Below are 18,538 nucleotides of genomic sequence, written 5' to 3' on the forward strand. Positions count from 1 at the left end.
TGCTCTTTGAATCAGATGTTTGTTCATGACATTAAAACGGGTCAAAAACATGAGCTAATTCACGTTGAGCCCAAAGTGAATGATGACGTTACGGGGAAAAAGGATTTGTCTTTTTCGATTACCTTGACTGAATACAATCAGATCCCTTTCAATGCTTTAATCGGAAGAAATTTTATTATTATCGACGAGGTGCGGTATAAAAAGCAGCATTATTTCATTAACACGCCCACGATCAAACAGGAAGGGGCCTTGCTAACTAAAGACATAACAGCCACGCACATCTATTCCTTTAGGGCGATCAAGCATGTTGTTCACGAGACGATAGAAGGTACAAAAACTCTCAATGAAGCACTTAAGCACGCAGTAAAAGGCAGCGAAATCACATTTACAATTATGCCGGACGCGAAGGGAATTGGAGCCAAAAAGCTGGAGGGTTTCGGCAATAAAAAGACCTCTGAGCTGATGGACGAAATCATTTCTACCTTTGGGGTTGAAATCATCCCGGATAACACACATTTATACATCTACAAAAAAGCTGGCAAAGAGATTGTAAAAAGGCTGGATAACCTTTCAAATCTAACGTCTTTACAGATCACAACAACGGAAGATAACACGACAACACGGGTGAAAGGATACGGAAAGCTCAAGGAAGATAAAGACATCCTGGGTGATCAGTCCATTCCCTACGATTCCAAAACAGGCACCTGGGCGTATGATAGTTCACTAAAAGCAGATTATACGAAGAAAATAGGAGCCACGTTTTCTTTTTCTTTCACAGGGACAGGCTTTAAATTTAAAACACTTGTGTCGAAGCTGGGCGGTAAATGGGAATTTAAGATAGGCGATCAGACGAAAACCATATCTGTCTATAAAGATTCAGCCCCGACAGAAAAAGAGTTTGATATCATTCGCGGCCTGGACAGTAAGACTTATAAAGTAGTAGCTACCTTTAAAGGCAGGGACAGCAATAATCCAAATACCAAAGGCACAAAGAAAGCTGACCCGGTCATGTATCTCCTACGCGGCAACATTATCGGGGTGTACAGAACTTTCAAGAATGAGGATGAAAAGTATGTCTTTCCTCCGGTCACCTATGTTCACCCAGAAGAAAAAAAGTTTCTAATCAACGGGCAGCCATCCTGGGCGGAACCGGTAACAGATGATTCTATCACCAAAAAAGAGGATATGATTAAGCTGCTTAAGACTAAAGTCAATCCTTATGCAGAGGTGTCCTATGATGCCGACTATGTGGAATTGTTAGATCAGGCCCTGGCTGATATAGAAGAGCCGGTTATGGCAGGGGACACCATTCGTGTATATGCTGATACGCCTTTAAATGGAATCACTTTTGATGGGAAGCTGAGAGTAACTGGGGCTTCATATAACCCTTTGAAACCAGAACAGCCTTCTGACCTGACAATTGACGGGAAACGAAAAAGCCGTGTAGACATGGAAATTGAAGAGAAAAAGCGTGCGAAGAATCAGGAGCAGGCCATTAAAAATTATCAAAATCAATTGGCTTCTGGGCTTGCTGAGATCAATCAAATAAAGCAAAGTCTGGCGAATACGCAGGCCTCACAACAGACCACATATACGTTTTCTTTGCAATTTTTAAATGGTGAATGGTCTGTATCTTCTGGCGATGGTTTTGCTTCCTTAGCAGCGAGCATCCTCTCTTTGAATACGGATGATGATTATGCAATCCAGTATGTGACCGGCGATGCCAATTCCATTATGAAAGAGGCGGGCTATACGTTGTACGCGGAAGATGTGGACACAAACATCATTAATATAACCCTTTATAAAGACGGAAAAATAAGTGATCCTCTGGGTGTTCCAGAAGGTTCAAAGGTAAAAATCCTCATAGTAGGACAGAAATAGAGGTGAAAACATGACGCTTTATCTTAATAAGAGGCATGGGGATGCACCGAATGCCAAACTGTTCACTCAGCTGGACGATAACGCCAAGGCAACCGAAACGGAAGTCAATCTGCTAAACAATAAATTTAAATATCATGAAAGCTCACAGACCGCCCATAAATCAAGTCAAATTGATCACGGCGGTCTCTCTGTTTCTACAGAATTAGAAACGATGAAAAAGCGTTTCGCCAACGTGATTACCAAAGCAGACGGCACAAATGTAAAAGAGGTTCTGGACCTCCGTATAAACCGAGAAGGTAGAGAATTCGACACGGCAAATGAGCGTGTTGTGGAGATTGAAAAATCACTCTCTGACCTTGATGCCTCTGTTCAAAAAGAATATGGGTTCGATTACACGACAATCCGACCCGTTTATCATACGAGTTTGAACCTTGCAGATAAAACGGTGCTGCAGTGTTTCGTAATCGACGAAAAAACAGGCGATATATACGCGACGCAGGTGGGAAGTGGCAACACAGATCAAAGTCAAAACTATGTCATTACCCGGATGAATAAAAACGGCGTAATGCTTGATAGCATGACAGTCGTTCACGGCGGGCACGGCACCACAATCGGGCTTGAACGAGAAAACGACAGAATGTATATCTGGTCAAATTATGAGGTAGTTGATTCACATGGTAGCTCAATCGGTCATGATCTAGTTCGGTTTCCTTACACAGCCGGTGCAACGATTAACGGAGGAAATGGCGGCATCAAACGGTTTAATAAATTCACTGATCTATATGCGATTCCAGTTATTGATCAGCAAAACGGTTTGATTGCCTTGCGTTTAAAAGACAGCAACGATGACAGTGTTGTGCAGCTGCGTAAATTGAATGATGTGAAAAACGGTATTGATAACCTGCTGGGAGAAGTGACAGTTCCAAACGATTTGCATTACCTGCAGGGCTTCACTATAGACGGATACGACTTGTATTGGTACACAGGAGACACTAACAGCGTCACCTATCCTGCTGAATTGTCTTTGTTCAGCTTCAAAGATGGAAAGCTCAAGAAACGAATTACATGTGATTTTGGCCGGGGCCCTGATGGAAAATACGAGGGGGATTTTCGGGAGCCGGAATCCATTTTTCTTTACAAGGACCCGAAGACCGGGAAGAAATCGTTATTCGCAGGAATTGCAACCGGTACAGTGGGAAAGCGCCTGGCAAAAGTCTATGCGTATCATTCCAAAGATAATGCGGCTACATTTGCCACAGACTTATCACAAGGGTTTCAAGGCTATCCATTGACCAAAAACAATGGATACGCCAAACAGTTACCTGACGGACTCACCAGTTTGAAGGCGTTAAGGAAGATTGGTTATTACTATATGTACACAACGGACACCGTAACAATTACGGATCACCCGAGTCCAGGCGATGCCGGTTGGTGGCTCGACGTTATGCCGGCCGATCCTACCGGAACTGTTATTCAGAGACTCACTAGAAACTCCACCGACCGAGACACTAAAATTTATACGAGAGTAGTGACAGGCGCCGGAGTTGCAGGAAACTGGATCGAGGTTATGACGAGTCAAAGAGGTTCCTGGACGAATGTACCCCTAAAGAACGGCGCATCCAATCCGGATCCAGATGATAAGCTTCAGTACACAATAAACGGCGGCTTACTTCATATTCGCGGCAGAGTAAAAATACCGACTACAGATGCGGTTGTATTCGCGCAGTTACCGTCGGGCGCCCGGCCACAAAAGGCGTGGTATCAGGGCTGCCAAGTTGCTGGAACGACAGGTGACCGCAAGATAGACGTCCGAAGTAACGGCGAAATAGTCGCGTGGGGATTTGCGGTAAACGACCTAGACGCCGTCACATACACATACGTGCATTTAACGGTTCCATTAAATTAAGGAGGGATACGGTGGTCTATAAAGACGCGGAAATAAGCGCCTCGGTAACTACAAATCTAGGCGATTACAAAACAACGAATATACGATTCAGCACACAAGACGTAGGGACGGCGAAATTGAGCTTTTATTTGTTCAAGGACGGCGTCCCTTTACCTTTGTCTGCCGTGACTGGAAAACTCGTTATGGCGATGGCGGACGGTAGCCGATTCGTAAAAGACGTTACGATTGTCGATAAGCTTGCCGGTCATGCTGAATACGTATTAACTCGCGATGAAATTAAACACTATGGCAACGTAAAGGCTGTGCTCAATCTTTATTACCACAACGATCAGTCTCTAGCAGTGGTGCGATTTACCTTCGATATTACGCGGGATCTAATCGATTCAAATATCGCACCTTCAGCGGAGTATTATATCGAGCAGTTCGAAGACCTAAAAGAAACGGTCGAAACGATCGTCGCGGAGCTTCAGGAGAAATTCTCAAATTTTGATAACGTTGAAACTAAAGCCGGTGCACAAGCGAAAGCTGACGCGGTTCAAGCCAATCTGGATACACACGCGGGTAATAAATCAAACCCGCATGCTGTTACGAAAGCACAAGTCGGACTGGATAAAGTTGATAACGTGCAGCAGGCTTCTTTGGCGGAATTCAATGCGCATAACTACAACAGCGTGAGACACGTCGTTCAGGCCGATAAAGATAAGTGGAATGGTGCACAGTTAATGAAAATTACGTCCGATATAGGAGCCCCTTTAATAAGTATCAGTGATTCAGATGATTTCTACGAAAGAATCATAGCAAACGGAAAAACGTTTGGAACATTTTATTCGACTGGGAATGCCAAGAATGCACCTTCTTCAGTATCAACTAGAGGTATTTTTCACTTTACCTCATTGGATGACAATGGGAAAGCTACTTACGGATATATAATTGCTACTGACTGGAATAATAACGTTTTTAGTAACTATCTGGACAAAAAAAGAGGCTGGCAGGGGTGGAAACGTCTTGTAACAAACGTAGATTTGGAATCAGTGGTCTGGCATGACGTCACGCTTAAAAATGGGGCAGCTACTGGGGACAGAACGTTTCAATATGCGAAATGGGGCAAACTCCTTCTGTTGCGTGGCCATATAACGGCAACTCGTGAAGTTGTATGCGGGACAATTCCATCTGACAGACTGCCGGCAAACGGCGTGGCCGTGATGGTTCCGGTTTCTGGTACTACAGGGTATAGTAAGTTATTTATTAATGCCAGTGGAGATATGAAGCTAACTGGTATTCACTCAAATAATGACAGCAATGTGACGGGTTACTACATGGATGCCGTTGTCGCTTTAAACTAAGGAGGTTAAGAATGTTACAGGTCTATAAATATGATGAAAATTATATGTTTATTGAACCCATATTAGTCACTGAAATAGACGAAAAAGGTGATTATATCATTCCTGCAGATTGCACGACCGTAGAGCTGCCGGATTCTCCTTCATTATTCAAACCAAAGTTCGATACAGAGAATCAAGAATGGACGGAGACAGCTACTCAGGAAGAGATTGACGAAATTCTAAGCGCTGGGGTATCCGAAGTGTCGCCGGTAAGTCAATTAAAAGAACAAAATGCATTGCTGCTCATGCAACTGGCAGAAACGCAAAAACAATCGCAAGAGCAAGCCGAAACGATAGCGAGCCTATTAATGTCTTTGACTGAAAAAGGAGTGTTGTAAATGGAATGGTTTAAATGTATTCAATACTGCTACAGCTGGAAGGCTTACAATGATGAAGATGTTGCTAAATATGTGGAACTAGGCAAGATAACAGATATTCAATACAAAGAAATTACCGGAAAGGATTACCCTTCTCCCAGCGACGTCCCTTCTGGGGAGACTGACGAGCCTGCTGGGGTTGAATTGAATAAAGAAGGATAAACGCTTAATAGGCGTTTTTTATTTTGCCTCTAAGGAGGTGATAACAAGAAATGGAGGAGACAACGGTGTTTATTAATTTTGAAACATTGGATTTAGCGAGAGTTTATCTGTTTGGGGGTGTAAAATATCTTGATTTAATGCTGGTGCTAAACATTATTGATATCCTTACCGGTGTAGTGAAGGCGTGGAAGTTTAAGGAGCTTCGCAGCCGCAGCGCATGGTTCGGTTATGTGCGTAAGATGCTCAGTTTTCTAGTGGTCATCGTGGCAAACATCATAGATACAATTCTTAATCTGAACGGGGTCCTGACATTTGGAACCGTTCTTTTTTATATCGCCAATGAAGGGCTTTCCATTACGGAGAACCTAGCACAGATTGGCGTGAAGATTCCGGCTGCCATCACTGACCGGCTTCACGTAATCGAAAATGATAATGATCAAACAAATGAAAAGGATGAACAGGCTGCTGGGTAACCCGGCGGCTTTTTTCTATATCAAAAATAAAGGAGAGAATGAATATGACAATCACAGTGAAAAAGAATCTTGTATCAGAAGCTAAATACGCTTTAAAATGCCCTAATCACATGGACGCTGAATACATCACCATCCACAATACAGCGAATGACGCGTCAGCTGCCAATGAGATCAGCTATATGATCGGAAATACTAGCTCGACAAGCTTTCATTTTGCCGTTGATGACAAAGAGGTTATTCAAGGGCTACCGTTAAATCGTAACGCATGGCACACAGGAGACGGCACAAACGGCACAGGGAACCGTAAGTCTATTGGTGTTGAAATCTGCTACAGCAAGTCAGGAGGCGCTAAATACGAGGCAGCAGAAAAGCTGGCAATCAAGTTTGTGGCGCAGCTGCTTAAAGAGCGAGGCTGGGGAATTGATCGAGTCCGCAAGCACCAAGACTGGAACGGCAAGTATTGCCCGCATCGTATTTTGTCAGAGGGAAGATGGGACGAGGTTAAAGCTGCCATTGAAGCAGAATTGAAGGCGCTGGGAGGAAAGCCAACTTCTAAACCGTCATCATCTGCGCCTAAAGCTTCTGGGGGCACTTACACAGTCAAAAAAGGCGATACTCTTTCCGCAATTGCAAAAGAGCACGGGGTGAGTGTGGCAACCCTGCAAAGCTTGAACGGTATCAAAAACCCGAACTTGATCAAGGTCGGCCAAGTATTAAAGCTCACAGGATCAAGCACTTCCAGCACTAAACCAAGCAGTAAAAAAACGTCATATGCGCTGCCTTCTGGCATCTTTAAAGTAACAAACCCTATGCGAAAAGGGGATGACGTAAGGCGGATTCAAAATGCTCTGGCGTCTCTTTGTTTCTACCCGGACAAAGGGGCGAAGAATAACGGCATCGACGGCGTGTATGGACCAAAAACAGCAAATGCGGTCGAACGGTTCCAGTTGATGCACGGGCTTTCTGCAGATGGTATCTACGGACCGAAAACAAAAGCAAAATTAGAAGCCCTACTATAATAGAAAATCCCTCTCTTTTTACCAAGGGAGGGAAAATTTTTTAATATATGTGTAGACGTACGTCCATACATATGCTATAATAAATATATAAGGAGGTGAGGAAATGCTAGACAATATGTTAAAAGTCCTTCAAATTATCTTCTATGTTGTTTCTATCGGTTGGATTTTTCAGCAGTCCCACGATAGTAACAAGAAAGATAATAAGAAGGATTAACCTGATTGCAGGGAAGCGAGTGGGAGCTCGCTTCTCAATAACATTATAATCAGTCTAGCATAAAAAATGAAGAAAAATCAAAAGTTCATCTTTTCATTAATTCTTTTGAGTGCGGCAGCGATAGGCGTGCGCTCCTTTTGGACAAACGCATTTACAACGTCTGTAATGGCTATAATTGTAGCATTGACAATTTATGCTGTTCTCAAAGATATGGCTTTAAGGAGAAAATAACATGGAATTTCATTTAAGAGGGCGCCAGGAGGTTGAGGGCTTCGTAAAAACTGAGGTCCTCAGCACTTCCGAAGTTGCCGGGATTTTAGGGGTAAATAAGCAGCGCATGAGTAAGTTGATAAGTGACAAACGCATTGAAGCTGTAAAAAAGATAGGGAATACAAGTTTGTTTTTACGCCAGGATGCGGAGGCTTTAAAAGAAGAACTTGAAGCAAATAAAAAATATCGCCCCCATAATAATTGAGCCCACTCATATGAGCAGGGCTTTTTTACTTATTTAGGAATCACATGGTACTTTTCTCCCCTTTATCTCGAACTGAGGGTTTTTTAATTGTTTAAGAACAAATGTTCTGGTATCTTCTTTTTGAGGTGATAGGTATGAAAGAGCTGCCAAAAGAGCTACTTGAAGAACTTGAAAGAACTACCTTCCTAATTAATGAAGTTATAGAGATATACGAACAGCACGAAGGAGAGCCAGCAGAAAAGCCGGCTATCACTTGTCCATCATGCCGTAAAGAATCGACTAATTATGTTTGCGATTGGTACGGTAACAGGCATGTCCATTTTCATTGTGAGTGTGGCTGCCGAGTCCATCAATAGATAAAAGGCCTTTCGCTAGAAGAGAGGCCTTTTTATTATTTAAATAGATTCCGTAACAGTTTATTTGTTGCTTTGCCGGCTGCACGGCGGGCAATACGTTTCCCAAGTGTGCCGTTCTTAGCAGCATTAACATCCCCTAAAATTTTAGCCGACTTGTAGAGCGCTGATCTTATTTTATTAATGTTCATAAGTGCCCCCCTGGTTCTTTCTACTTAAATTATAAACCTTTTTTTAAAAACAGAAAAAATTTTTTGAAACATTTCGTGCAGCTGTGCGTCTAACATACGTATCCTTAGATATTTTCTGTATTTATGTCTATTTCACATGTTTATACTTAAATACAAAAAACCAAGTCATCCATAAACGCACCGTATTTATCGGAAGTCTGAATTCATCTATTGTCCATCCGCGAGAGGTGTTTAAAGAAGCGTTTAAACGATCTGCCGCTTCCTTTATCTGTGTTCATAATCATCCTTCTGGAGATCCGACGCCGAGCAGGGAAGATATTGAAGTGACAAGACGGCTGTTTGAATGCGGAAACCTGATTGGCATCGAGCTGCTTGACCATTTGGTGATCGGGGACAAAAAATTTGTGAGTTTAAAGGAAAAAGGATATTTGTAACACTTTTTTTTTCGTCGAATTAAGCTATAATAGAGTTTATGAGTTTTTCCCTTTAGGGTATTTTTGCTTTAAGAAAGGAAGATACATACATATGTTTGGAATTGGTGCAAGAGACCTTGGTATAGATCTTGGAACTGCGAATACGCTTGTTTTTGTAAAAGGAAAAGGAATTGTTGTGAGAGAGCCGTCAGTTGTCGCTTTGCAAACGGATACGAAGTCGATTGTTGCTGTCGGAAATGATGCGAAAAATATGATCGGACGGACACCGGGCAACGTAGTGGCACTTCGCCCGATGAAAGACGGCGTTATCGCTGATTATGAAACAACGGCGACGATGATGAAATATTACATCAATCAGGCCATTAAAAATAAAGGCATGTTTGCCAGAAAACCATATGTGATGGTTTGTGTGCCTTCAGGCATTACGGCTGTTGAGGAACGCGCTGTCATTGATGCGACAAGACAGGCAGGGGCGCGTGACGCGTATCCGATTGAAGAGCCATTTGCCGCAGCAATTGGAGCCAATCTGCCAGTTTGGGAACCGACTGGAAGCATGGTTGTTGATATCGGAGGCGGTACGACAGAGGTTGCGATTATTTCCCTCGGAGGCATTGTAACATCTCAATCAATCCGTGTGGCTGGTGATGAGATGGATGATGCGATTATCAACTACATCAGAAAAACGTACAATCTGATGATTGGTGACCGTACGGCTGAAGCGATTAAAATGGAGATCGGATCTGCAGAAGCTCCTGAAGAAGCTGATAAAATGGAAATCCGCGGACGTGATTTACTGACAGGTCTGCCGAAAACAATCGAAATTACAGGAAAAGAAATTTCTAACGCTCTGCGCGACACTGTATCTACAATTGTCGAAGCAGTGAAGAGCACACTTGAAAAAACACCGCCTGAGCTTGCAGCTGATATTATGGACAGAGGTATTGTGTTAACCGGCGGCGGCGCGCTTCTTCGCAATTTGGATAAAGTCATCAGTGAAGAAACGAAAATGCCGGTCCTTATCGCCGAAGACCCGCTTGATTGTGTAGCGATCGGAACAGGGAAAGCACTGGAGCACATCCATCTTTTCAAAGGGAAAACTAGATAATCGGGAGTTCAATAGAAGAGGTGTAACACGATGCCGAATAAACGGTTAATGCTATTACTTCTGTGTATTATCATATTGGTGGCTATGATTGGATTTTCGCTGAAGGGCGGCCGCAATACCACCTGGCCTGAGAAAGTGATCGGCGATACGACGGGAGTATTTCAAAATATTTTTCATACGCCTGCCGAATTTTTTGCAGGCATATTTGAGAACATGAATGATTTAAAAAACACATATAAAGAAAACGAGCGTCTGAGAGAAAAGCTTGACGGACAGACACAATATGAAGCCAAGCTTCAAGAACTTGAAGAAGAAAACAAATCCTTGCGTGACGAGCTTGGTCATGTCAAATCGATTAAAGATTACAAGCCGATTTTAGCGACAGTCATTGCCAGAAGCCCAGATCATTGGGCGAAACAGGTCAAGATCAATAAGGGAACACAGCAAAATGTAGCGAAAGATATGGCTGTAACAAACGAAAAAGGCGCATTAATCGGCAAGATTAAAAGTTCCGGACTTAATAATTTTACGTCTACTGTACAACTTTTAAGTGATACTGACCGCAATAACAGAGTCGCGACAAAAATTTCCGGAAAAAAAGGCAGCAAAGGCTACGGATTGATCGAAGGCTATGACAGAGACAAAAAACGCCTTAAGATGTCAATTATTGAGCGCAAGGATAAACAAGACGTGAAAAAAGGCGATCTTATTGAAACATCAGGCACAGGCGGTGTTTTCCCAGAGGGGCTGACAATCGGTGAAGTGACTGATATCGAGTCGGATTCCTATGGGTTAACGAAAGTTGCGTATGTAAAACCCGCTGCTGACCTTACCGATTTAAATAATGTGATTGTTGTTAACCGTGATATGCCGACTGTCGATACAGAGGAGGAAGGATCGTGAAGCGTTTCCTTCTCCCTTTCGTTATGATGCTTGTTTTTTCTGCGGAAAGCATTTTTACGGATCTGGTGCATTTTCCGTTCGTTACTGATGATCAGGTGCTTGCCCCGCGTTTTCTGATGCTTGTTTTGATATTTATGTCGGCTTTCATCAACCAAAAACACGCGATGATTTACGGATTTATTTTTGGTTTTCTATATGACATGAACTATACAAGTCTATTAGGCGTTTATATGTTTGGTTTTGCAGGCTTATGCTATTTGGCTTCAAAAGCGTTTAAAGTGCTGCATACAAACGCATTTGTGGTGATATTAATAGCAGTTCTCGCTGTCAGCGTGCTCGAATTTTACGTATTCGGCATTCAGTCGTTGATCCATAAAGATATCATGACGTTTAACGGGTTTGTGCTTGACCGGTTTATACCGACAATTTTATTAAATATTGTAGCCGCTCTTATTCTGGTTCTGCCATTTAGATTGTTTTTTATGAGTCTAAAGAAAGAATTGAGAGATGAGTAAAAAGGATTTTATCTTTTTTTGACGAAATGAGTATGTTGTTGAGGTGAATATTGTGAAGACCAAAAAGCAGCAATATGTAACAATAAAAGGAACAAAGAATGGATTAACATTGCATCTGGATGATGCGTGTTCTTTTGATGAGCTTCTCGATGGTCTTCAGAATATGCTGTCAATCGAACAATATACGGATGGCAAAGGCCAGAAAATCAGCGTTCATGTTAAACTGGGAAATCGCTTTTTATATAAGGAGCAAGAGGAACAGCTGACCGAATTGATTGCGTCAAAGAAAGATTTGTTTGTTCATTCTATTGACAGTGAAGTCATTACTAAAAAAGAAGCACAGCGTATGAAAGAGGAAGCTGAAATTATTTCTGTTTCAAAAATTGTCCGTTCAGGCCAAGTGCTGCAGGTGAAAGGCGACTTGCTCCTGATCGGTGACGTGAATCCCGGCGGAACAGTCATGGCCGGAGGGAACATTTTTGTTCTGGGCTCACTGAAAGGAATCGCGCACGCCGGATTCAACGGAAATAATCAAGCGGTTATCGCCGCCTCTGAAATGCTGCCGACACAATTGAGAATCAATCACGTGTTAAATCGCTCCCCAGACCACATTCAAAAAGGGAACGAAATGGAATGTGCTTATTTAGATACAGATGGAAATATGGTCATTGAACGCCTTCAACAATTGGCTCATTTAAGACCTGATCTAACAAGGCTTGAGGGAGGAATGTGAATTGGGTGAGGCTATCGTAATAACTTCGGGAAAAGGCGGAGTAGGTAAAACGACAACATCTGCTAACCTCGGTACCGCCTTAGCCATTTTAGGGAAGCGTGTATGTTTATTAGATACTGATATAGGACTGCGCAACCTTGATGTAGTAATGGGTCTTGAAAATAGAATTATTTACGATCTTGTAGACGTTGTAGAGGGAAGATGCAAAATGCATCAGGCGCTCGTAAAAGACAAACGTTTCGACGATCTGCTCTATTTAATGCCCGCTGCTCAAACGAGTGATAAGACAGCCGTTGTTCCTGAACAAATTAAAAATATGGTCCAAGAGCTCAAACAGGAATTTGACTATGTCATCATAGACTGCCCTGCAGGAATTGAGCAAGGATACAAAAATGCCGTTTCCGGAGCTGATAAAGCGATTGTGGTCACAACGCCTGAAATCTCTGCTGTTCGTGATGCTGACCGTATTATAGGACTGCTGGAGCAAGAGGAAAATATTGAACCGCCGCGGCTCGTTGTAAACAGAATCAGAAATCACCTGATGAAAAACGGTGACACGATGGATATCGACGAAATTGTACAGCATTTGTCGATTGATTTGCTCGGAATCGTGGCTGACGATGATGAAGTCATTAAAGCTTCAAACCATGGCGAACCGATTGCAATGGACCCGAAAAACCGCGCTTCCATCGCATATCGCAATATTGCCCGCCGCATCTTAGGTGAATCGGTCCCTTTACAATTGCTTGAAGAGCAAAACAAAGGAATGATGGCTAAGATTAAATCATTTTTTGGAGTAAGGTCTTAATGTTGATAGAATCAAAGAGAAGAATCTGACAAAGCAATTGCTGTGTCAGGTTTTTTTGTCTGCTTTGTTCCTGACTAAATCGAATATTTGCCATGGACAAGACATATGATGTACAAACCCAACGAATGCAAAGGATGATGGCAATGAGTCACAGAGCAGATGAAATCAGAAAACGATTAGAGAAAAGAAGAAAACAGCTTTCCGGCTCAAAACGTTACTCTCAGACGGTTTCTGAAAAGCAGAAACCCCCGTCTTGGGTAATGGTAACGGACCAGGAAAAGCACGGAACTCTTCCGGTCTATGAAGATAACATTCCAACATTCAACGGAAAACACCCCTTGGTTAAAACAGATTCAATTATCCTGAAATGTCTTCTGTCGGCCTGCCTTGTTCTTGTTTCCGCCATAGCCTATAAAACAAACATTGGGCCTGTCAGCCAGATAAAACCCGTTGTTGCCAAAACCCTCGAAACTGAATTTCAATTTGCCTCAGCAAGCCATTGGTTTGAAACGAAATTTGGCAATCCGCTCGCTTTTCTGGCTCCTGAACATAAAAATAAGGAAAAGCAGGTTGAAGTGGGCCAAGACCTGGTCGCGCCTGCATCCGGGAAAGTGCAGCAGGATTTTCAAGACAACGGGGAAGGGATTAAAGTTGAAACAAGCAGCGATACAATTGATAGCATAAAAGAAGGCTATGTAGTTGAAGTCAGCAAAGACAGCCAGACGGGATTGACAGTTAAGGTGCAGCATGCTGACAATACGTACAGTATTTATGGCGAGCTTAGAGATGTGGATGTTGCTTTATATGATTTTGTAGATAAAGGAAAAAAGCTCGGCTCAATTAAACTTGATGATCATAATAAAGGGGTCTATTATTTTGCCATGAAAGACGGCGATAAATATATTGATCCGATTCAGGTGATTTCATTTGAATAAATGGCTTGACCTTATCTTGAAGATTCATGTGCATCCTTTTCTTTGGATTATCGCCGCGCTCGGGCTGCTCACAGGCCATATAAAAGCATTATTATGTCTGCTCCTGATTGTACTGGTCCATGAGCTGGGGCATGCTGCTCTGGCCGTGTTTTTTTCCTGGAGAATCAAGCGTGTTTTTTTGCTTCCGTTTGGCGGAACGGTGGAAGTGGAAGAACACGGGAATCGGCCGTTAAAGGAAGAGTTTGCGGTGATTATTGCCGGCCCTCTTCAGCACATCTGGCTTCAGCTTGCTGCCTGGATGCTAGCAGAACTCTCAGTGATTCATCAGCACACCTTTGAACTCTTCACCTTTTATAATCTCTCTATTTTATTTGTGAATCTGCTGCCGATCTGGCCGCTTGATGGCGGAAAACTGTTGTTTTTGCTGTTTTCCAAGCAGTTGCCTTTTCAAAAGGCTCACCGGCTGAATTTAAAAACGTCGCTCTGCTTCTGCATGCTGCTCGGGTGCTGGGTTCTATTTGTAATTCCTCTGCAAATCAGCGCATGGGTTTTGTTTGTCTTTCTGGCTGTTTCTTTGTTTGAGGAATACAGGCAAAGACATTATATTCATGTGAGATTTCTCCTTGAAAGGTATTACGGAAAAAACCGTGAACTTGAAGAACTGCTGCCGTTGACAGTAAAGGCAGAGGATAAAGTCTATCATGTGATGGCCGAGTTCAAACGCGGCTGCAAACACCCGATTATTATAGAGAAATCAGGCGAAAAGCTCAGCCAGCTTGACGAGAATGAAGTGCTCCATGCTTACTTTGCCGATAAGCGGACGAATTCCTCCATGGAGGAGTTGCTGCTTCCTTATTAAAATCGATTGACAAACGCCTTGTATTCTGATATATTTTTTAATGTTATGGATGTAGCACCATTGCTACAACCGCTCAGTACAGGTGTTAAGAGCTTTTACAGCCCCCTGGTATCTGGCGAGTCTTAGTCTAATAGGAGGTGCAGAGAATGTACGCAATCATTAAAACAGGCGGTAAACAAATCAAAGTTGAAGAAGGCCAAACTGTTTTCATCGAAAAACTTGCTGCTGAAGCAGGTGAAACAGTTACTTTTGAAGACGTTTTGTTTGTTGGCGGAGACAACGTGAAAGTCGGCAACCCTACAGTTGAAGGCGCAACAGTAACGGCTAAAGTTGAAAAACAAGGCCGCGCGAAAAAAATCACTGTTTTCAGATACAAAGCAAAGAAAAACGTTCATAAAAAACAAGGTCATCGTCAGCCTTACACTAAAGTGACGATCGAAAAAATCAACGCGTAAGCATGATTCAGGCAACAATCAGAAGGTCTCATGATAAAGGCATATTGTCTTTTGAAATGACGGGCCATGCGAATTTTGCTGAACATGGACAAGATCTTGTTTGTGCCGGAGTGACAGCCGTTGTGTTTGGAGCCGTTAACGCCGTTATTGTGCTCGCAGGCTTCGAGCCGCTTCTTGATATAGGGGAGGACGGAGGTTATTTTTACTTCGAATTTCCTGAATCTCTTGATCCGGAGGCGCGTCAAAAAGCTCAGCTGCTGATTGAAGGCATGATTGTTTCGCTGGAGACAATTGAACGGGATTACAAAGATAACTTGCGTGTGACCACAAACATAATATAGGAGGTGAGCTACATGCTTAGATTAGATCTTCAGTTTTTCGCTTCTAAAAAAGGAGTAGGTTCTACAAAGAACGGACGTGACTCTGAGGCTAAACGTTTAGGTGCTAAACGTGCTGACGGTCAATTCGTAACAGGCGGTTCTATCCTTTACCGTCAACGCGGAACAAAAATTTACCCAGGTGAAAACGTGGGCCGCGGCGGAGATGACACTCTATTTGCGAAAATCGACGGAACTGTTAAATTCGAACGTTTTGGTCGTGACCGCAAAAAAGTGAGCGTATATCCTGTAGCTCAATAATGATTCAAAAACTCCGGTCGATGATGACTGGAGTTTTTTTTGCAATATGCGGAGTAAACATCAAGAATGAAATGCAGAGTATGTGCGAGCAGACCCCGCCAAGAATGAGAATAAACATCTCAAACCCACTGGATATGTTCCCCAAGCAGTAATACATAAAATGTTCTGCCTGGCTGCAAATCAACCATAGTCAGAAAAAAGGAACATGATATTTCTGGGAAAAACAATTGTTTTTCTAACAAAGCCTTCTCTGTTATAATTCATAATACACACTTATACAGACTCCTAAATAAGAAATTAAATGATTGGGAGTGCGAAAATGAAGGATGTTTCACAAAATCAAGAAGAAAATATAAGCGACACGGCATTAACAAACGAACTGATTCATCTGCTCGGCCATTCCCGGCATGACTGGATGAATAAGCTGCAGCTGATTAAAGGAAACTTAAGCTTGCAGAAGTATGACCGCGTCTTTGAAATGATTGATGAAATGGTTATAGACGCAAAGCACGAATCAAAGCTCTCAAACCTGAAAACACCGCATTTGGCGTTTGATTTTCTAACGTTTAATTGGAAAACCCATTATATGACGCTTGAATATGAAGTTCTTGGAGAAATCAAGGATTTGTCGGCTTATGATCAAAAGCTGGCGAAACTGATGAGAAAACTGTTTTATCTGTTTGATCAAGCAGTCAGCAGAGAGAGCGAAAATCATTTAACCGTTTCGCTGCAAACGGATCATCCTGATAGACAGCTGATTCTGTACCTTGATTTTCACGGCGCCTTTGCCGATCCATCTGTTTTTGATAATATTCGGCAGAATGGATATGAGGACGTTGATATCATGCGTTTTGAGATCACAAGTCACGAATGTCTGATCGAAATTGGGTTGGACTAGCGGAGTTTTTAACGGTTTAGAACGGAGGACATTATGTTTGTAGATCAGGTCAAAGTATATGTAAAAGGCGGCGACGGCGGCAACGGGATGGTTGCGTTTCGCCGTGAAAAATATGTGCCAAAAGGCGGCCCTGCCGGCGGTGACGGAGGAAAGGGAGGAGACGTCGTTTTTGAAGTGGATGAAGGTCTCCGTACCCTGATGGATTTTAGATACAAAAAGCATTTTAAAGCGATTCGCGGCGAGCATGGCATGTCCAAAAACCAGCACGGGCGAAATGCTGATGATATGGTTATTAAAGTCCCGCCGGGCACCGTTGTGACAGACGATGATACAAAGCAGGTCATCGCTGATTTAACAGAGCATGGACAGCAGGCTGTCATTGCAAGGGGCGGACGAGGCGGAAGAGGTAATTCCCGCTTTGCTACACCGGCTAATCCTGCGCCTCAGCTTTCAGAAAACGGCGAGCCGGGAAAAGAACGCTACGTTGTTCTTGAATTAAAAGTGCTTGCGGATGTCGGACTTGTCGGATTCCCGAGTGTTGGAAAATCCACATTACTGTCTGTTGTCTCATCTGCAAAACCGAAAATTGCGGACTACCACTTTACAACGCTTGTCCCAAATCTCGGCATGGTTGAAACGGATGACGGACGCAGCTTTGTTATGGCCGATTTACCGGGACTGATTGAAGGCGCACACCAAGGCGTAGGGCTTGGCCACCAGTTTTTGCGTCATATCGAACGGACACGGGTTATCGTTCACGTCATTGACATGTCGGGCTTAGAAGGCCGTGATCCGTATGAGGATTATGTAACGATTAACCAGGAGCTGAGCGAGTACAACCTGCGTCTCACTGAACGTCCGCAAATTATCGTTGCAAATAAAATGGACATGCCGCAGGCTGCGGAAAATCTTGAAGCCTTTAAAGACAAGTTGACGGATGATTACCCGGTATTCCCGGTCAGTGCGGTGACAAGAGAAGGACTTCGTGAGCTTCTGTTTGAAGTCGCCAATCAGCTGGAGAAGACACCGGAATTCCCGCTGTATGACGAGGAAGAGCTTACACAAAACCGTGTCATGTACACGATTGAAAATGAAGAAGTGCCATTTAACATTACACGCGATCCAGACGGTGTATTTGTGCTTTCCGGAGACAGCCTTGAGCGGTTATTCAAGATGACTGATTTCTCACGTGATGAATCGGTTAAACGGTTTGCAAGACAAATGCGCGGAATGGGTGTTGATGAAGCACTCAGAGAACGCGGAGCCAAGGATGGAGATATTATCAGGCTCCTGGAGTTCGAATTTGAATTTATTGATTAATGATGGCAGAAAGGAGAGCCTGGATGTCAGGCTCTCTATTTTAAAGGGGGGATGCAAATGAAAGAGGAGACATTTTACCTTGTCCGTGAAGATGTATTGCCCGATGCGATGAGAAAAACATTGGAGGTCAAAAAGCTGCTTGATCGAAAAAAAGCAGATTCAGTGGCAGATGCCGTTCAAAAGGTTGATTTAAGCAGAAGTGCGTTTTATAAATACAGAGATGCTGTTTTTCCATTCTACACTATGGTTAAAGAGCAAATTATCACACTTTTCTTTCATTTGGAGGATAGGTCAGGTGCGTTATCTCAGCTTTTGCAGGCTGTAGCGGATTCTGGAAGCAACGTTCTTTCCATTCACCAGACCATTCCGCTTCAAGGGAGAGCAAATGTGACACTGTCTATCAGTACGTCTGCCATGGAAGAGGACATTCATACGTTAATGAATAAGCTTAGGAAGTTTGACTTTGTAGAAAAGGTTGAAATATTAGGCTCAGGTGCATAAG

Annotated in this window: 23 protein-coding genes, 1 pseudogene and 1 other annotated feature; of the genes and pseudogenes, 22 read left to right on the forward strand and 2 right to left on the reverse strand. The window is 43.0% G+C overall.

What is annotated here, in order from left to right; translation table 11 throughout:
* Nucleotides 1–15 precede the first annotated feature (15 nt).
* The 8 genes from Q3W56_RS08090 to Q3W56_RS08125 all read left to right on the forward strand — a co-directional run bounded on the left by Q3W56_RS08090 (nt 16) and on the right by Q3W56_RS08125 (nt 7,889).
* Nucleotides 16–1,881 (forward strand): phage tail protein, encoded by a 1,866-nt coding sequence (locus Q3W56_RS08090; RefSeq protein WP_302895152.1) that lies wholly within the window; start codon nt 16–18, stop codon nt 1,879–1,881.
* Nucleotides 1,882–1,891: 10 nt separating this feature from the next.
* Complete coding sequence (locus Q3W56_RS08095; protein WP_302895110.1) at nt 1,892–3,787, forward strand: phage baseplate protein; 1,896 nt, start codon at nt 1,892–1,894, stop codon at nt 3,785–3,787.
* A gap of 11 nt (nt 3,788–3,798) precedes the next feature.
* Complete coding sequence (locus Q3W56_RS08100; protein WP_302895111.1) at nt 3,799–5,130, forward strand: phage baseplate upper protein; 1,332 nt, start codon at nt 3,799–3,801, stop codon at nt 5,128–5,130.
* 11 nt (nt 5,131–5,141) lie between these two features.
* A complete protein-coding gene (locus Q3W56_RS08105) occupies nt 5,142–5,507 on the forward strand; it encodes a hypothetical protein (protein WP_302894689.1) in 366 nt (121 codons plus the stop codon).
* Nucleotides 5,508–5,708 (forward strand): XkdX family protein, encoded by a 201-nt coding sequence (locus tag Q3W56_RS08110; protein ID WP_302895112.1) that lies wholly within the window; start codon nt 5,508–5,510, stop codon nt 5,706–5,708. It abuts the gene before it with no gap.
* A 50-nt stretch (nt 5,709–5,758) separates the two neighbouring features.
* Entirely contained in the window at nt 5,759–6,181 is a 423-nt protein-coding gene (locus Q3W56_RS08115) for a phage holin family protein (RefSeq protein ID WP_302895113.1), read from the forward strand.
* A 44-nt stretch (nt 6,182–6,225) separates the two neighbouring features.
* Nucleotides 6,226–7,200: an N-acetylmuramoyl-L-alanine amidase gene (locus tag Q3W56_RS08120; protein ID WP_302895114.1), complete on the forward strand. Its 975-nt coding sequence runs from the start codon at nt 6,226–6,228 to the stop codon at nt 7,198–7,200.
* A 446-nt stretch (nt 7,201–7,646) separates the two neighbouring features.
* A complete protein-coding gene (locus tag Q3W56_RS08125; RefSeq protein ID WP_106044017.1) occupies nt 7,647–7,889 on the forward strand; it encodes a helix-turn-helix domain-containing protein in 243 nt (80 codons plus the stop codon).
* Between the two features lie 391 nt (nt 7,890–8,280).
* Here Q3W56_RS08125 and Q3W56_RS08130 read toward each other — a convergent pair whose 3' ends face one another.
* Nucleotides 8,281–8,433, reverse strand: a complete 153-nt coding sequence (locus Q3W56_RS08130; RefSeq protein WP_042975112.1) for a hypothetical protein — start codon at nt 8,431–8,433, stop codon at nt 8,281–8,283.
* A gap of 131 nt (nt 8,434–8,564) precedes the next feature.
* Between Q3W56_RS08130 and radC the strand changes: the two are divergent.
* From radC to rpmA, 11 genes and pseudogenes are all read left to right on the forward strand, one after another.
* Nucleotides 8,565–8,867: pseudogene (radC, locus tag Q3W56_RS08135) on the forward strand (RadC family protein); the annotation flags it as partial.
* Between the two features lie 91 nt (nt 8,868–8,958).
* Nucleotides 8,959–9,972, forward strand: a complete 1,014-nt coding sequence (mreB, locus tag Q3W56_RS08140) for a cell shape-determining protein MreB (protein WP_019715259.1) — start codon at nt 8,959–8,961, stop codon at nt 9,970–9,972.
* 30 nt (nt 9,973–10,002) lie between these two features.
* Nucleotides 10,003–10,875, forward strand: a complete 873-nt coding sequence (gene mreC / locus Q3W56_RS08145) for a rod shape-determining protein MreC (RefSeq protein ID WP_302895115.1) — start codon at nt 10,003–10,005, stop codon at nt 10,873–10,875.
* Nucleotides 10,872–11,390: a rod shape-determining protein MreD gene (mreD, locus tag Q3W56_RS08150; RefSeq protein WP_019715257.1), complete on the forward strand. Its 519-nt coding sequence runs from the start codon at nt 10,872–10,874 to the stop codon at nt 11,388–11,390. The genes mreC and mreD overlap by 4 nt, the downstream gene beginning before the upstream one ends.
* A gap of 52 nt (nt 11,391–11,442) precedes the next feature.
* A complete protein-coding gene (minC, locus tag Q3W56_RS08155; RefSeq protein WP_019715256.1) occupies nt 11,443–12,123 on the forward strand; it encodes a septum site-determining protein MinC in 681 nt (226 codons plus the stop codon).
* Between the two features lies 1 nt (nt 12,124).
* Nucleotides 12,125–12,931: a septum site-determining protein MinD gene (gene minD, locus Q3W56_RS08160; RefSeq protein WP_268397822.1), complete on the forward strand. Its 807-nt coding sequence runs from the start codon at nt 12,125–12,127 to the stop codon at nt 12,929–12,931.
* A 143-nt stretch (nt 12,932–13,074) separates the two neighbouring features.
* On the forward strand, nt 13,075–13,866 hold the full coding sequence (spoIVFA, locus tag Q3W56_RS08165) for a stage IV sporulation protein SpoIVFA (protein ID WP_302895116.1): 792 nt from the start codon (nt 13,075–13,077) through the stop codon (nt 13,864–13,866).
* Nucleotides 13,859–14,725 carry a stage IV sporulation intramembrane metalloprotease SpoIVFB gene (spoIVFB, locus tag Q3W56_RS08170; protein WP_268397819.1) on the forward strand — a complete coding sequence of 289 codons (867 nt, stop codon included), beginning with the start codon at nt 13,859–13,861 and terminating at the stop codon, nt 14,723–14,725. Before spoIVFA ends, spoIVFB begins: the two co-directional genes overlap by 8 nt.
* A gap of 57 nt (nt 14,726–14,782) precedes the next feature.
* Nucleotides 14,783–14,858, forward strand: a sequence feature (ribosomal protein L21 leader region).
* 13 nt (nt 14,859–14,871) lie between these two features.
* Nucleotides 14,872–15,180: a 50S ribosomal protein L21 gene (rplU, locus tag Q3W56_RS08175; protein WP_019715252.1), complete on the forward strand. Its 309-nt coding sequence runs from the start codon at nt 14,872–14,874 to the stop codon at nt 15,178–15,180.
* Between the two features lie 2 nt (nt 15,181–15,182).
* On the forward strand, nt 15,183–15,521 hold the full coding sequence (locus Q3W56_RS08180) for a ribosomal-processing cysteine protease Prp (protein ID WP_003229669.1): 339 nt from the start codon (nt 15,183–15,185) through the stop codon (nt 15,519–15,521).
* A gap of 12 nt (nt 15,522–15,533) precedes the next feature.
* On the forward strand, nt 15,534–15,818 hold the full coding sequence (rpmA, locus tag Q3W56_RS08185; RefSeq protein WP_003222623.1) for a 50S ribosomal protein L27: 285 nt from the start codon (nt 15,534–15,536) through the stop codon (nt 15,816–15,818).
* Nucleotides 15,819–15,937: 119 nt separating this feature from the next.
* Here rpmA and Q3W56_RS08190 read toward each other — a convergent pair whose 3' ends face one another.
* Entirely contained in the window at nt 15,938–16,060 is a 123-nt protein-coding gene (locus tag Q3W56_RS08190) for a hypothetical protein (protein ID WP_138921989.1), read from the reverse strand.
* Nucleotides 16,061–16,137: 77 nt separating this feature from the next.
* Between Q3W56_RS08190 and spo0B the strand changes: the two genes are divergently transcribed.
* The 3 genes from spo0B to thrR are packed head-to-tail and all read left to right on the forward strand — an operon-like array spanning nt 16,138 to nt 18,537.
* Entirely contained in the window at nt 16,138–16,716 is a 579-nt protein-coding gene (gene spo0B, locus Q3W56_RS08195; protein WP_302895117.1) for a sporulation initiation phosphotransferase Sop0B, read from the forward strand.
* A gap of 33 nt (nt 16,717–16,749) precedes the next feature.
* Entirely contained in the window at nt 16,750–18,036 is a 1,287-nt protein-coding gene (gene obgE, locus Q3W56_RS08200) for a GTPase ObgE (protein ID WP_019715249.1), read from the forward strand.
* Between the two features lie 57 nt (nt 18,037–18,093).
* Nucleotides 18,094–18,537, forward strand: coding sequence for a transcriptional regulator ThrR (gene thrR, locus Q3W56_RS08205; protein ID WP_003222630.1), 444 nt, complete (start codon nt 18,094–18,096; stop codon nt 18,535–18,537).
* Nucleotide 18,538: the final 1 nt, after the last annotated feature.

The organism is Bacillus sp. C28GYM-DRY-1 (assembly GCF_030519405.1).
GTDB classification, from domain to species: domain Bacteria; phylum Bacillota; class Bacilli; order Bacillales; family Bacillaceae; genus Bacillus; species Bacillus spizizenii_A.

Coding starts and splice junctions, on each gene's coding strand:
- Q3W56_RS08130 (WP_042975112.1), bottom strand. CDS start 8,433: ATGAACATTAATAAAATAAGATCAGCGCTCTACAAGTCGGCTAAAATT.
- rpmA (WP_003222623.1), top strand. CDS start 15,534: ATGCTTAGATTAGATCTTCAGTTTTTCGCTTCTAAAAAAGGAGTAGGT.
- Q3W56_RS08125 (WP_106044017.1), top strand. CDS start 7,647: ATGGAATTTCATTTAAGAGGGCGCCAGGAGGTTGAGGGCTTCGTAAAA.
- Q3W56_RS08110 (WP_302895112.1), top strand. CDS start 5,508: ATGGAATGGTTTAAATGTATTCAATACTGCTACAGCTGGAAGGCTTAC.
- Q3W56_RS08090 (WP_302895152.1), top strand. CDS start 16: ATGTTTGTTCATGACATTAAAACGGGTCAAAAACATGAGCTAATTCAC.
- Q3W56_RS08115 (WP_302895113.1), top strand. CDS start 5,759: ATGGAGGAGACAACGGTGTTTATTAATTTTGAAACATTGGATTTAGCG.
- Q3W56_RS08105 (WP_302894689.1), top strand. CDS start 5,142: ATGTTACAGGTCTATAAATATGATGAAAATTATATGTTTATTGAACCC.
- obgE (WP_019715249.1), top strand. CDS start 16,750: ATGTTTGTAGATCAGGTCAAAGTATATGTAAAAGGCGGCGACGGCGGC.
- Q3W56_RS08095 (WP_302895110.1), top strand. CDS start 1,892: ATGACGCTTTATCTTAATAAGAGGCATGGGGATGCACCGAATGCCAAA.
- thrR (WP_003222630.1), top strand. CDS start 18,094: ATGAAAGAGGAGACATTTTACCTTGTCCGTGAAGATGTATTGCCCGAT.
- spo0B (WP_302895117.1), top strand. CDS start 16,138: ATGAAGGATGTTTCACAAAATCAAGAAGAAAATATAAGCGACACGGCA.
- mreC (WP_302895115.1), top strand. CDS start 10,003: ATGCCGAATAAACGGTTAATGCTATTACTTCTGTGTATTATCATATTG.
- spoIVFA (WP_302895116.1), top strand. CDS start 13,075: ATGAGTCACAGAGCAGATGAAATCAGAAAACGATTAGAGAAAAGAAGA.
- Q3W56_RS08120 (WP_302895114.1), top strand. CDS start 6,226: ATGACAATCACAGTGAAAAAGAATCTTGTATCAGAAGCTAAATACGCT.
- Q3W56_RS08180 (WP_003229669.1), top strand. CDS start 15,183: ATGATTCAGGCAACAATCAGAAGGTCTCATGATAAAGGCATATTGTCT.
- mreB (WP_019715259.1), top strand. CDS start 8,959: ATGTTTGGAATTGGTGCAAGAGACCTTGGTATAGATCTTGGAACTGCG.
- rplU (WP_019715252.1), top strand. CDS start 14,872: ATGTACGCAATCATTAAAACAGGCGGTAAACAAATCAAAGTTGAAGAA.